This window comes from Halopseudomonas pelagia, assembly GCF_009497895.1.
Lineage (GTDB): Bacteria > Pseudomonadota > Gammaproteobacteria > Pseudomonadales > Pseudomonadaceae > Halopseudomonas > Halopseudomonas pelagia_A.
Window position 1 is genome coordinate 1,686,688 of sequence record NZ_CP033116.1, and the last position, 13,990, is coordinate 1,700,677.

Below are 13,990 nucleotides of genomic sequence, written 5' to 3' on the forward strand. Positions count from 1 at the left end.
ATGGCGGCAATAGAGAGATTAAGCCTAGCGCATGATGCATGTGCGGCGCTGATGCCTATATAATGCGTCCCTGATTCCGCCTGCGCTATCTAGCGCAGGCACACCCGATTCTGGTAAGGGACCTATGAAAAGCGCAGAGATCCGTGAAGCCTTCCTCCACTTTTTCGAACAGAAAGGGCACACCCGTGTTGCCTCGAGTTCGTTGATTCCGGAGAACGATCCGACCCTGCTGTTCACCAATGCAGGCATGAACCAGTTCAAGGACTGCTTTCTGGGTCTGGAAAAGCGCGCCTATACCCGCGCTACCAGCAGCCAGAAATGCGTGCGCGCCGGCGGCAAGCACAATGATCTGGAGAACGTCGGTTATACCGCGCGGCACCATACCTTCTTCGAAATGTTGGGCAACTTCAGTTTCGGAGACTATTTCAAGCGCGACGCCATTCTGTATGCCTGGGAGTTTCTGACCTCGGAGCAGTGGTTGAACCTGCCCAAAGACAAGCTCTGGGTAACGGTTTATGCGACCGACGACGAGGCTTACGACATCTGGACCAAGGACGTCGGTGTGTCTGAAGCGCACATGGTGCGCATTGGTGACAACAAAGGTGCACCTTACGCCTCGGATAATTTCTGGGCGATGGGTGATACCGGTCCCTGCGGGCCTTGCACCGAGATTTTCTACGATCATGGCGCCGATATCTGGGGTGGCCCGCCGGGCAGTCCGGAAGAGGATGGCGACCGTTATATCGAGATCTGGAATAACGTCTTCATGCAGTTCAACCGCACCGCCGATGGCGTCATGCACCCGTTGCCCGCGCCGAGCGTGGATACCGGCATGGGCCTGGAGCGCATCAGTGCGGTGATGCAGCATGTGCACGCCAACTATGAAATCGATCTGTTTCAGAGCCTGCTGTCGGCCTCGGCCAAAGCGATTGGCTGCGAGCAGGACGATGCCGCTTCACTGAAAGTGGTGGCTGATCATATCCGTTCCTGCAGCTTTCTGATTGCCGACGGTGTGCTGCCGTCCAATGAAGGTCGGGGCTACGTGCTGCGGCGGATCATCCGTCGCGCCTGCCGTCACGGCAACAAGCTCGGCGCGCAGGGGGTGTTCTTTCACAAGATCGTCGCCGCGCTGGTCGCCGAGATGGGTGAGGCTTTCCCTGAACTTAAAACCCAGCAGGCGCATATCGAGCGTGTGTTAAAGGGTGAAGAAGAGCAATTTGCCAAGACGTTGGAACAGGGGCTGAAGATTCTGGAACAGGACCTGGCCGGTCTGAAAGGCAGCGAGATACCCGGCGAAGTGGTGTTCAAACTCTATGACACCTATGGCTTCCCGATGGATCTGACGGCGGATATCGCTCGCGAGCGCGAATTGAGTATCGATGAGGCCGGGTTTGAAAAGGCAATGGAAGCCCAGCGGGAACGTGCGCGCTCGGCCAGTCAGTTCGGTATGGACTATAACGGCCTGCTCAAGCTCGATGTAAAAACCCGCTTCCAGGGTTACGAAGGCACCTCGGGCTCAGGCACCATCATTGCGTTGCTGCGCGACGGGCAGGAAGTTGATCAGTTGAACGATGGCGAGACTGGCGTTGTGGTGCTGGACCAGACCCCGTTCTACGCCGAGTCCGGTGGGCAGATTGGCGACAATGGCTATCTCGAAGGCGCTGGTGTGCGCTTTGATGTGCGCGATACCACCAAGGCCGGCGCCGCGCACCTGCATCACGGTGTGGTAGCCCAGGGCAGCCTGAGCAAAGGCTCCAGTATCAAGGCGGTGGTTGATTCTGACGTGCGTCAGGCGACCAAGCTCAATCACTCGGCGACGCATCTGTTGCATGCGGCGCTGCGCCAGGTACTTGGCGAGCACGTCAGTCAGAAAGGCTCGCTGGTAGATAGTCAGCGTTTGCGCTTCGATTTCAGCCATTTTGAATCGATCAAACCTGAGCAGTTGCGTGAGCTGGAGGAGCTGGTCAACCAACAGATTCGTCTGAACACCCCTGCAGCCGTCGAAGTGACTGATATAGAGACGGCGAAGCGCAAGGGCGCCATGGCGCTGTTTGGCGAGAAATACGGTGATGAAGTGCGCGTATTGACCATGGGCGACGGCTTCTCAGTGGAGTTGTGCGGCGGTACCCACGTCTCCCGTACCGGCGATATCGGTTTGTTCAAGATTACCAGTGAGGGTGGCATTGCCTCCGGTGTACGTCGTATTGAAGCGGTGACCGGGCAGGGGGCGATCGAGTTTATGCTGGCCGCGGAAGATCAGTTGCGGCAGGCTGCGCAGTTGGTCAAAGGCAGCCGTGAAACGCTGCTCGATAAACTGACGGCGGTACTGGAACGCAACCGCCAGTTGGAAAAGGATTTGGAGCAGGCCAAGGCCAAGGCCGCCAGCGCTGCTGGCACTGACTTGGCCTCGGAAGTTCAGCAGGTCGGCGATCTGCCGGTGCTGATCAAGCGCCTGGACGGTCAGGATGGCAAGACCCTGCTGGCGCTGATGGATCAGTTGAAAAACAAGCTGGGCTCTGCCGTCGTGCTGTTGGGTGGTGAGCTGGATGGCAAGGTTGTGCTGGTCGCCGGTGTGACCAAGGATTTGACCAGCCGGGTCAAGGCCGGTGATCTGATCCGTAATACTGCTGCGGCGGTAGGCGGCAAGGGCGGCGGCCGGCCCGATATGGCTCAGGGTGGCGGTACTGATCCGGCTGCTCTGGACGATGCGTTGGCCGATGCGGTGCGGTGGTTGCAACAGCAGTAACACAGGCAGGCATCCCTAAGGATGACTGAAGGAACAGTCGGTTGAACCGATTTCTCAATGGGGGTTAGTGCAACAAGATGGCACTTATTGTCCAGAAGTTTGGTGGTACCTCGGTTGGCAGTGTGGAACGTATCTGTCAGGTCGCGGAAAAGATCAAGGGCTTTCGAGCTCGTGGCACTGACCTGGTAGTGGTGGTCTCGGCGATGAGTGGCGAAACCAATCGCCTGATTGAGCTGGCCAAACAGGTACAGGGCGAGCCGGACGCGCGCGAGATGGATGTCATCCTGTCCACCGGCGAGCAGGTCACCATTGGCCTGTTGGCGATGGCGCTCAAGGCGATTGATGTGCCAGCGGTGTCCTATACCGGCTCGCAGGTGCGGATCGTTACCGATAGTGCGTACAACAAGGCGAGGATTCAGCATATCGATGACGCCAATATTCGTGCCGAGCTGGAAGCCGGCAAGGTAGTGATTGTTGCCGGCTTCCAGGGTGTGGATGAGCAGGGCAATATCACTACCCTGGGCCGTGGTGGCTCTGATACCACCGGGGTGGCCCTGGCTGCTGCGCTGAAGGCTGACGAGTGCCAGATCTATACCGATGTAGACGGTGTTTATACTACCGACCCGCGCGTGGTCGAGAGCGCCCGACGGCTGGACAAGATTACTTTCGAGGAAATGCTCGAAATGGCCAGCCTTGGCAGCAAAGTACTGCAGATACGTTCAGTTGAATTCGCTGGCAAATACAATGTGCCACTGCGCGTTCTGCACAGTTTCAAGGAGGGTCCCGGGACCCTGATTACCCTCGAGGAAGGTGCTTCAATGGAACAACCCGTTATCTCCGGCATTGCCTTCAACCGTGATGAAGCCAAACTGACCGTCCGCGGTGTGCCGGACACCCCCGGCGTGGCCTTCAAGATTCTCGGCCCGATCAGCGCCGGTAATATTGAAGTGGACATGATTGTGCAGAACGTTTCGCGCGATAACACCACCGATTTCACCTTTACCGTACACCGCAATGACTTCCGCAAGGCCGAGGAGATCCTCCGCCAGGTAGCGGAAAGCATCGGCGCGCGTGAGGTGGCTGGCGACAGCAAGATAGCCAAGGTCTCGATTGTTGGCGTGGGTATGCGCTCGCATGCGGGTGTGGCGAGCAAGATGTTCGAGGCGTTGTCCAATGATGGCATCAATATTCAGATGATCTCGACCTCCGAGATCAAGATTTCTGTAGTGATTGATGAGAAGTATCTCGAGCTGGCTGTGCGCGGCCTGCATACAGCGTTCGGCCTGGACGCGGATACTGCAACAGAAGATCACTTGTAAGGGTTTAGGGCTGGGCAGAGGGTTTGCGCAGCTTTAGGGCACGGTTTCTGGCTGTCGTGCCCTTTTGTCGGAAACTACTGAGCTATGTATACAGCATGCAACAGTTTGCAGCGAACGAGTTGTTGGCTCCTGTTGTCCATGTCATAGCGCAGCGAGGTGCTGACAGACAACGTGCCGGTTTTTTTGCAGACTGCTGTGTCCTGATCATGAGCAAGGAGAAATGGAATGCTAATTTTGACTCGACGGGTCGGTGAGACCTTGATGGTAGGTGACGAAGTCACCGTGACGGTACTGGGTGTGAAGGGGAATCAGGTACGAATTGGGGTCAATGCACCCAAGGAAGTGGCTGTTCACCGCGAAGAGATTTACCAGCGCATCCAGAAAGAAAAGGATGAAGAACCAAATAGTTAATTTCATTAAGTTTTTCATTGCATTGAGCAATGAGCGCAGGTAATATTCTGCGCGTGTTACGGAGAGGTGGCCGAGTGGCTGAAGGCGCTCCCCTGCTAAGGGAGTATATCTCAAAAGGGTATCGCGGGTTCGAATCCCGCCCTCTCCGCCACTTTTGTGCTATAGGGTTTTTTGAAGGTTTGGTTGAGCGTTAGTTTCTGAATCAAAAGGAAAAAAGCGTTTGACAGTGAAGTTTCAATCCCTATAATACGCCCCACGATGCACTCGTAGCTCAGCTGGATAGAGTACTCGGCTACGAACCGAGCGGTCGGAGGTTCGAATCCTCCCGAGTGCACCATTTAAGAAACCCATTGATTATTCAGTGGGTTTTTTTTTGCCCGCTATTTAGTTGGCGTCGCCTGGCGATGCTAGCAGGCAAAACTGCTAGGCTTAGTCGAAAGCGCCGTCCTTTCGTGTATCGACAGGGGCCGGTAGTTCCGGATTGGGGTCTGCTGATCCTGGTTCAACCCTGTCAGGTAGAGTCAGCATGTCATCACCCAATAGAAAATCCCCCGAGAGCCTTCAGGATCGCCTTGATCAGGTAATGCATCTGCTGCATATGCCGGGTCAGTCGCTTGCGGAGGAGGGCGCTCTCTCGCCGGCTGAGGAGCTGACAAGGGCGCAGCGTAATCAAGAGCTGCAGCGCAAGCTGGAGGAGCTGCATCCGGCGGACGTGGCCTTTATCCTGGAGTCGCTACCGTTAGAAGAGCGTCTGGCGGTCTGGCAGCGGGTCAAGTCCGCTCAGGACGGCGAGATTCTGCTGGAAGTGTCTGACGCAGTGCGTGAGACCCTGATTGCAGACATGGATAGTCAGGAAATCATTGCGGCCGCCAACAGCCTGGATGCGGATGAGCTTGCCGATCTGGCCCCGGATCTGCCGCGCGATGTGGTGCGCGAGTTGATGGATACCCTCGATGCGCAACAACGCGAACGCTTGAAGTCGGCATTGTCGTACGACGACGATCAGGTTGGGGCGCTGATGGACTTCGACATGGTGACCATCCGCGATGATGTCACCCTGGAGGTCGTCAGCCGCTACCTGCGCCGCTTTGAGATGTTGCCTGATCATACTGACAAGTTGTTCGTCGTGGACTATGACGGCTTTCTCAAGGGCGTGCTGCCGGTGAAGAAGCTGCTGGTCAGTGCACCAGATGAATTGGTGGCGGATGTCATGTCGGAAGATCCGGTGATTTTTGCTCCGGAAGATGACGCGGGCGAGGCAGTGCAGGCGTTTGAGCGCTACGATCTGGTATCGGCGCCAGTTGTCGATGTGCGCGGGCAATTGAAGGGTCGCCTTACCATCGATGAAATGCTTGATTATATTCGTGAAGAGAATGAAGCGGACGTGCTCAGTGCGGCGGGTCTGCGCGAGGAGGAAGATATCTTCGCCTCGGTATGGAAATCAGTACGCAACCGTTGGGCCTGGCTGGCTGTCAACTTGTGTACGGCACTCATTGCCTCGCGGGTTATCGGATTATTCGAGTATTCCATCGAACAACTGGTAGCGCTTGCCGCCTTGATGCCCATTGTGGCGGGTATTGGTGGCAACTCGGGCAATCAGACCATTACCATGATCGTTCGCGGCGTCGCTACCGGTCAGGTCCAGGTGGCGCATGCCCGACGCTTGATTCGCAAGGAGGCGAGCGTGGCATTGATCAATGGCAGTTTCTGGGGCGTGGTGCTGGCCGGAATAGCCTATCTGCTTTACGCCAATGTTCCATTATCCATTGTGCTGATGACTGCAATGGTCCTCAACATGCTCCTTGCGGCGTTTATGGGTGTGGTCATTCCGTTGGTCCGGATGCGTCTAGGTCGGGATCCTGCGCTGGGTTCCAGCGTGCTGATAACCGCCATTACCGATAGCGGCGGGTTCTTTATCTTTCTGGGTTTGGCGACCTTGTTTCTGTTGTAAAAGAATGTCGCCTGGTTTGCCAAAAATGTCACATCAGGATACATTAGCCCGGTTTTGCGACCCTTTGGGATGAATTCTGTGCAGGATTTACGTAACTTGATGTGTTCCTGTGCTGAATAAGTCCCGTTGATTCCGCCGATGCGCATTTATTGATGCGCTGTATCATTGCTGGAGAGACAATGAATTCGTCCAATTTGATCATGACTGGTTTGGAACTGATGGTGCTCGGCATGGGCTCGGTTTTCGTGTTCCTTATCCTGCTGGTCGTGGTGACCACCGGCATGTCCCGTGTATTGACCCGCTACTTTCCGGAAGCGTTACCAGTACCCAAGGCCCCGCCAAGACGTGCGAAGGCCCCCGCGACGATTGATTCCGAACTGATAGCGGCTATCGGTGCAGCCATCAAGCAGCACCGCAGTCGTTCCTGATACACCCAATTGCACGTTTTATCTTAAAAACTAGAAAGGCCATAACACTATGACCGATACCAAGCAGCAGCCCTTGGGCATTACCGATGTCATTCTGCGCGACGCTCATCAATCCATTCTGGCGACGCGCATGCGCCTGGATGACATGTTGCCGATCGCGGGCAAACTCGATCAAGTGGGTTTCTGGTCAGTTGAGTCTTGGGGTGGCGCGACTTTTGATTCCTGTATCCGCTATCTCGGTGAAGACCCCTGGGAGCGCATCCGCGAACTGAAGAAAGCCATGCCCAATACCCGCCAGCAGATGTTGCTGCGTGGTCAGAATCTGCTGGGCTATCGTCATTATGCCGACGATGTAGTGGAAAAGTTCGTTGAGCGTGCGGCGGTCAATGGTGTGGATGTGTTCCGCGTATTCGATGCGATGAATGATCCGCGCAACCTGGAAACTGCGCTTAAGGCAGTCAAGGCGCAGGGCAGACATGCCCAAGGCACCATCTCCTACACCACCAGTCCTGTGCACACCCTGGAAATGTGGGTAGACCTGGCCAAGCAGATCGAAGACATGGGTGCTGACTCCATCGCGATCAAGGACATGGCTGGCATCCTCAATCCCTACGTTGCCTTTGATCTCGTTACCCGCTTGAAAGAGACCTTGAGCATCCCGGTACACATGCAGTGCCATGCGACAGCGGGACTGTCTACCGCAGCGATCCTCAAGGCGGCCGAAGCGGGGATCGACAATGTCGATACCGCGATTTCCTCCCTGTCGATGACCTACGGCCATTCGCCAACCGAATCGGTTGTAGCGATATTCCAGAACACCCCGCGTGATACCGGTCTGGATTTGCTGTTGCTTGAAGAAGTAGCGGCCTATTTCCGCGAAGTGCGGAAGAAATATGCCAAATTCGAAGGCAATCTCAAGGGTGTCGATTCGCGCATTCTGGTTGCCCAGGTCCCCGGCGGCATGTTGACCAACATGGAAGGCCAGTTGAAAGAGCAGGGCGCTGGCGACAAGTTCGACGAAGTGCTGGCAGAGATCCCGCGGGTGCGCGAAGACCTCGGATTTATCCCGCTGGTGACGCCGACCTCGCAGATTGTCGGCACCCAGGCGGTGATCAACGTGCTGACCGGTGAGCGTTACAAGTCTATTACCAAGGAAACGTCCGGTATCCTTAAGGGCGAGTACGGCGCAGCGCCTGCACCTTTCAACAAGGAGCTGCAAGCGCGAGTTCTGGACGGTGCTGAAGCCATTACTTGCCGCCCTGCCGATCTGCTTGAGCCGGAAATGGACAGACTGACTGCAGAGCTTAAAGGTCTGGCCAAGGAAAAGGGTATCAAGCTGGCGGCGGACGAAATCGATGACGTGCTGACCTACGCCCTGTTCCCGCAGATCGGTCTGAAGTTTCTGGAAAATCGTGGCAACCCTGACGCCTTCGAACCTGTGCCTACCGGCAAGGAAGTAGCCGCGGCTGCCAAGTCTGGCGAGCCCGAGGTCTACACCGTTACGGTGAGTGGCAAGGAATATGTTGTTCAAGTGGCTGATGGTGGTGATATCACCGGCATCAAGCCTGTGGGTGAAAGTGCCTCTGCACCTGCGGCCGCAGCGTCTGCGCCTGCTGGTGACGGTGAGCCGCAAAAAGCACCTTTGGCAGGCAATATCTTCAAGGTACTGGTCACACCAGGCGACATGGTTGAAGAGGGTGATGTGGTGATCATTCTCGAGGCCATGAAAATGGAAACTGAAGTGCAGGCATTCAAGGCCGGCACCGTGGGTTCTGTCGATGTCAAAGTGGGCGATGCGGTTAGCGTCGGCGACACCTTGCTGACCATAGGTTAAGGAGAATCTGGATGGATAACCTTCTCCAATTATGGGAGTCGACAGGGATTTATCAGATGGAACTGGGTCAGGTAATCATGATCCTGGTCTGTCTGGGCATGATCTATTTGGCTATCCGCAAGGGTTTTGAGCCGTTGCTGCTGATCCCGATTGGCTTTGGCGGCATTCTCGTCAACCTGCCGGTAGCGGCGATGGGTGATCCGGGCGGCCTGTTGTATCTGATCTACCAAGTGGGTTTGCCCACGACCGTGTTTCCGCTTTTGATCTTTATGGGCGTGGGAGCGATGACCGATTTTGGTCCAATGCTGGCCAACCCTAGAACCTTGCTGTTGGGCGCTGCTGCGCAATTCGGTATCTTCGGTACGCTGATGGGCGCATTGGCGCTGACATCTTGGGGTATTCCGGGTTTTGAGTTTACGTTGAAGGAGGCTGCCTCGATCGCCATTATCGGCGGTGCTGACGGTCCCACCTCTATCTTCGTTACCTCCCAGCTCGCACCGCAGTTGTTGGGTCCCATCGCTGTGGCTGCATACGCCTACATGGCGCTGGTGCCCATGATTCAACCGCCGATCATGCGTGCGCTGACCACTGAAAAAGAGCGGGCCATCACCATGACCCAGCTTCGAGTCGTGAGCAAGACCGAGAAAATCATTTTCCCGATACTGCTCCTGCTGTTGGTGGCGTTGCTGTTGCCGTCTGCTGCGCCGTTGGTGGGGATGCTGTGCTTCGGTAACCTGATGCGTGAGTGCGGTGTGGTAGAGCGTCTGGCGGATACTTCGCGGAACGCTCTGATCAACATCGTCACCATGGGGCTGGGGCTGGCAGTGGGTTCGAAGCTGTCTTCGGATTCATTCCTGCAACTGACCACGCTGGGTATTCTGGTACTGGGGATGATTGCCTTTTGTGTGGGCACTGCCTCGGGCGTGTTGATGGCGAAGCTGATGAACGCGGTTAGCAAGCAGGCGATCAACCCCTTGATCGGCTCTGCCGGCGTATCCGCTGTGCCGATGGCGGCGCGAGTATCGAACAGGGTTGGTCTCGAGGCTAATCCGCAGAACTTCCTGCTGATGCACGCCATGGGGCCAAACGTGGCAGGTGTAATTGGTTCGGCGGTGGCGGCGGGTATCCTGTTGTCCTTCGTTGGCTAGAAACCTGCTTGGCAGAATTAAAAAAACCGCTCATTGAGCGGTTTTTTTGTGGGTCAGGTAAATATCAATTGTTCAGGGTTGGTTATCAGGCCTGTTGCTGTTCTTCGCCGGGCAGTAGCGCGAGCAGAGCATTCTGCTGGCGTCGGCTCATTTCACGGAATCGCAGTAGCAGGTCGCGCTCGGGGTGGCTTAGGCCATCCAGCTGCTTATCGTTAAGTAGCTGTCTAGAGGGTTGCTCGGGCAGCGTAGGCAGATCCAGCAGGCTGTGTTCAAGCCGGGCTATGATCTCGGAATTCATGCTGCGGTGATGCTGCCGGGCAACTTCGGCGATATGTTCACGCATACCCTCAGGCAGGCGAACGACGAATTTGTCAGCAGTACGACTGGTGTAATGTTGGGTAGCAGTTTTCATATGGGCAACATTAATCGCTTGAGAGAATAAAATCGATACTGGCCAATTGGAAACTGGCCAGTTGCCTTTTAAGTCAGTTTAGCTCCAAGCATAGAATTTGCCTCTGCGCAGGGCTGACTTGCCTACAAGGATCCAATTCAGCTCTTTATACCTGTTTTATCCCTACGTGTCAGTGCGCGACAGAAAAATGCCTCCAATTTGTGACGTATTTCCGACAGGTGGCATTGTGCAACTACGGGCGGTCGCGACCTGCACTGGTGGCCAATCCCGGCCGTGATCGGGTAATATGCACGCGCTGTTGCGGTGCTATGTCGATACGGCGTTGATCCGTCAGGCTATTTCCGAAGCGCGCTTGTAGCTCAGCTGGATAGAGCGACCGCCTCCTAAGCGGTAGGTCCCCGGTTCGAATCCGGGCTCGCGCACCACGGAAGCATGATTATCGAGTTTTATCTCCTTGCGGGATTTCGCCGCAGGCGATGGACGTCTCTGGCGCCAGGGCTTAGGCTAGAGCCATCCAATAGCTATTCTGCAGGCAGCACATGCCTTACCGTTCCAATCCTGTTGATGATAATACTAGCTCACTGCGGCATGCCGCAGCGGCAACTGCGGGTGTGGCCAACCGCCAGGGATTTGTTGAGCTGGATGCTGGTGGCTCCGCCGGTTCTGCCGTGCTGGCGGAGGAATGCGCGCTGGCGTTGAGCTATAACGGCATCGCCCAGGCGGTGATGATGGTCTCGCCGCATGATCTTGAGGATTTCGCCTTCGGTTTCAGCCTGAGTAACGGATTGATCGGTTCTGTCGATGAGATTTTCGATCTGGTGCTGAGTGGCGAGGGTGGGCATTGGCAGGCCGCGCTGCAAATCAGCAGCCGGGCGTTTCATGCGTTGACGCTGCAGCGTCGGCATCTGGCCGGTAGCAGCGGCTGCGGGCTGTGTGGTGTTGAATCGATGGCGCTGGCACTACCAAATCTCATACCGCTCAGTAGGAGCTTGTTGCCTCCGTGGGAACATCTTGGCGACCTGCGGGGCCGTATCGATCAGGCCCAACAGCTCGCTCGGGCCAGCGGCGCGATGCACGCTGCGTTGTATGTCGATGAACAAGGTACGATAACACTGTGCCGCGAAGATATCGGCCGGCATAACGCGCTGGACAAACTCATAGGTGCGCTGTATCGCCAGCAGATCGACTACAAAAGAGGCTTTGTTGCGGTGACCAGCCGTTGCAGCCTGGAGTTGATTCAGAAGGCCATTCGCGCGCAACTACCGACGTTGGTCAGTTTGTCTGCCCCGACCGCGCTCAGCGTCGATTGGGCCGTTCGCCACGGTTTGAACCTGGTCCATCTGCCGCATAGCGGCGCCCCGCGACTTTATACCCCTCAGCTGACACGGGACCTCGCATGACTGCTCGCTACAAGCCCTACACAGGACCTGCCGCAGGGTGGGGCGCGCTGCGCAGTGTCGGTCTGGCCTGGCTGGACAGCAAGCAGCCAATCAAGAACCTGCGGGCGATGCTCAAAACCAACCAGCATGGTGGTTTTGATTGCCCCGGCTGCGCGTGGGGTGACTCGGCCGAATCAGCGCATATCAAGTTTTGCGAGAACGGCGCCAAGGCAGTGAACTGGGAAGCGACCGGCCGTGCAGTAGGGGCGGATTTTTTTGCCCGCCACAGCGTTAGTCAGTTGCGCGAACAGAGTGACTATTGGCTGGAATATCAAGGCCGTCTGACCGATCCGATGCGCTATGACCGCGCATCGGATCACTACGTGCCGGTGAGCTGGGAGCAAGCTTTTGCGCTGATTGCGAGTCACCTCAATGCGCTGGAGAGCCCGCATCAGGCAGAATTTTATACCTCTGGCAGGGCCAGTAACGAAGCGGCGTTTCTCTACCAATTGTTTGTCAGGACGCTGGGCACCAACAATTTTCCCGATTGTTCGAACATGTGCCACGAGGCTAGCGGTGTGGCTCTGGATGCCTGTCTCGGCACCGGCAAGGGTAGCGTGACGCTGGCAGATTTTGCCTTGGCTGACGGTATCTTCATTTTTGGCCAGAACCCTGGCACTAATCATCCCCGCATGCTGGAGCCGCTCAAGGAAGCGGTAAAGCGCGGGGCGCAGGTGGTGTGTTTTAATCCGCTGCGTGAACGGGGCCTGGAGCGCTTCCAGCATCCGCAGAACCCGCTGGAAATGCTCAGCAATACTTCGTCGCCGCTCAATACCGCCTTTTTCCGCCCGGCGCTGGGCGGTGATATGGCAGCGCTGCGGGGCATCGCCAAGTGCCTGTGGGACTGGGAGCAGCAGGCACTGGAGCAGGGTGGGCCGGCAGTGTTTGATCGGGGCTTTCTCGCCGAGCATTGCCATGGAGTTGAAAGCTATCTGGCGCTGCTGGATCACAGCCCCTGGGATCAGATCACACAGCAGTCGGGTTTGAGCCGCGAGGAGATTGAGCAGGCCGCGCAGCGCTATCGGCGCTGCGAGCGAGTGATTATCTGCTGGGCCATGGGCATTACCCAGCATCACCATGCGGTGGCTACCATCCAGGAAATTGCGCACCTGCAAATGCTGCGCGGGCAATTAGGCAAACCGGGTGCCGGGCTCTGCCCGGTGCGCGGTCACAGCAATGTGCAGGGTGATCGCACCATGGGCATCAATGAGCGTCCGAATGGCGCCTTGCTGGATGCCATTGAGCGTCAGTTTGCTATCGCCGTCCCGCGCCAGCAGGGACACAACACGGTTGAAGCCATTAATGCGATGCTGGCGGGTCAGATCAAGGTTTTTGTGGCGCTGGGTGGCAATTTCGCCCAGGCCACGCCGGACACCCCACGCACCCACCAGGCTCTGCAGCGCTGCGAACTAACAGTACAGATCAGCACCAAGCTCAATCGCAGTCATTTGACGCCCGGTCGCGATGCACTGATTCTGCCCTGCCTGGGACGCACGGATATCGATATCCAGGCCAGCGGCCCCCAGGCGGTCAGCGTAGAGGACTCGTTCAGCATGATCCATGCGTCCCACGGGCAACTGCCCCCGTTATCCCGGCAAATGCGTTCCGAGCCCGCCATCATCGCCGGTATGGCCCAAGCCACACTGGGAAATAGGCCGGTGCAGTGGAGCGAGCTGGCCGACGATTACGCCAGAATCCGCGAGCTGATCAGTGTGACTATTCCAGGCTTTGAAAACTTCAACCAGCGGCTCGCTCAGCCTGGTGGCTTCCATCTGGCCAACCCGGTCAACTCGATGACGTGGAATACTCCGGCGGCCAAGGCGACTTTCAGCACCAATCCGTTGCCAAAGGTTTTGCTGCACGAACGCGTGCTGGCGACCGGGCAGACACCCGACCTGATCCTGCAGACACTGCGCTCTCATGATCAGTACAACACCACGATTTATGGGCTGAATGATCGCTATCGCGGCGTACAGGGCACGCGCGAAGTACTGTTCATCAATGCGTTGGATATCCGGCGTCTGGGATTTGTGCCTGGTCAAAAGGTCGATTTGGTGGCGCTGTGGGAGGATGGGGTCGACCGGCGCGTCAAGGGCTTTACGCTGCTGGAGTTCGATGTGCCGCCAGGCCAGGCCGCGGCCTATTATCCCGAGACCAACCCCCTTGTCGCGTTGGATAGCTATGGCGAGGGCAGCTTTACTCCCGCATCGAAATTCATCGCCGTGCGTCTTGAGGCCAGTGCAGCGGACACGGCTAACCAGATTAACGTCGCTCTTCAATAAAGCTGATCTTCAAGTTAGTC

General features: G+C 56.8%; 10 protein-coding genes and 3 tRNA genes. 12 read left to right on the forward strand and 1 reads right to left on the reverse strand.

All coding sequences use genetic code 11. The features are described 5' to 3' along the window. Positions 1–124: 124 nt before the first annotated feature. From alaS to EAO82_RS08055, 9 genes are all read left to right on the forward strand, one after another. Positions 125–2,746: an alanine--tRNA ligase gene (alaS, locus tag EAO82_RS08015; protein WP_096346153.1), complete on the forward strand. Its 2,622-nt coding sequence runs from the start codon at positions 125–127 to the stop codon at positions 2,744–2,746. A gap of 77 nt (positions 2,747–2,823) precedes the next feature. Further along, positions 2,824–4,065 (forward strand): aspartate kinase, encoded by a 1,242-nt coding sequence (locus EAO82_RS08020; protein WP_096346152.1) that lies wholly within the window; start codon positions 2,824–2,826, stop codon positions 4,063–4,065. 225 nt (positions 4,066–4,290) lie between these two features. Further along, on the forward strand, positions 4,291–4,476 hold the full coding sequence (gene csrA / locus EAO82_RS08025; protein WP_022963267.1) for a carbon storage regulator CsrA: 186 nt from the start codon (positions 4,291–4,293) through the stop codon (positions 4,474–4,476). 60 nt (positions 4,477–4,536) lie between these two features. Further along, a tRNA-Ser gene (locus tag EAO82_RS08030) sits at positions 4,537–4,627 on the forward strand. Between the two features lie 109 nt (positions 4,628–4,736). Further along, positions 4,737–4,813: transfer RNA gene (locus EAO82_RS08035), tRNA-Arg, on the forward strand. 189 nt (positions 4,814–5,002) lie between these two features. After that, a complete protein-coding gene (gene mgtE, locus EAO82_RS08040) occupies positions 5,003–6,427 on the forward strand; it encodes a magnesium transporter (protein WP_096346151.1) in 1,425 nt (474 codons plus the stop codon). A gap of 179 nt (positions 6,428–6,606) precedes the next feature. Beyond that, the gene (locus EAO82_RS08045; RefSeq protein ID WP_096346150.1) at positions 6,607–6,855 is read left to right on the forward strand and encodes an OadG family protein; all 249 of its coding nucleotides are present in this window, start codon (positions 6,607–6,609) and stop codon (positions 6,853–6,855) included. A 49-nt stretch (positions 6,856–6,904) separates the two neighbouring features. Further along, positions 6,905–8,689, forward strand: a complete 1,785-nt coding sequence (gene oadA, locus EAO82_RS08050) for a sodium-extruding oxaloacetate decarboxylase subunit alpha (RefSeq protein WP_096346149.1) — start codon at positions 6,905–6,907, stop codon at positions 8,687–8,689. Between the two features lie 11 nt (positions 8,690–8,700). Further along, positions 8,701–9,837 carry a sodium ion-translocating decarboxylase subunit beta gene (locus tag EAO82_RS08055; RefSeq protein ID WP_096346148.1) on the forward strand — a complete coding sequence of 379 codons (1,137 nt, stop codon included), beginning with the start codon at positions 8,701–8,703 and terminating at the stop codon, positions 9,835–9,837. A gap of 85 nt (positions 9,838–9,922) precedes the next feature. Here the strand turns inward: EAO82_RS08055 and EAO82_RS08060 are convergent, their stop codons facing one another. Then, positions 9,923–10,249, reverse strand: a complete 327-nt coding sequence (locus tag EAO82_RS08060; protein WP_096346147.1) for an Arc family DNA-binding protein — start codon at positions 10,247–10,249, stop codon at positions 9,923–9,925. Between the two features lie 346 nt (positions 10,250–10,595). Between EAO82_RS08060 and EAO82_RS08065 the strand changes: the two genes are divergently transcribed. The 3 genes from EAO82_RS08065 to EAO82_RS08075 all read left to right on the forward strand — a co-directional run bounded on the left by EAO82_RS08065 (position 10,596) and on the right by EAO82_RS08075 (position 13,970). Next, positions 10,596–10,674, forward strand: a tRNA-Arg gene (locus EAO82_RS08065). A gap of 114 nt (positions 10,675–10,788) precedes the next feature. Continuing rightward, positions 10,789–11,649: a formate dehydrogenase accessory sulfurtransferase FdhD gene (gene fdhD, locus EAO82_RS08070; RefSeq protein ID WP_096346146.1), complete on the forward strand. Its 861-nt coding sequence runs from the start codon at positions 10,789–10,791 to the stop codon at positions 11,647–11,649. Further along, positions 11,646–13,970: an FdhF/YdeP family oxidoreductase gene (locus EAO82_RS08075; protein ID WP_096346145.1), complete on the forward strand. Its 2,325-nt coding sequence runs from the start codon at positions 11,646–11,648 to the stop codon at positions 13,968–13,970. Before fdhD ends, EAO82_RS08075 begins: the two co-directional genes overlap by 4 nt. The last annotated feature ends 20 nt before the right edge of the window (positions 13,971–13,990 follow it).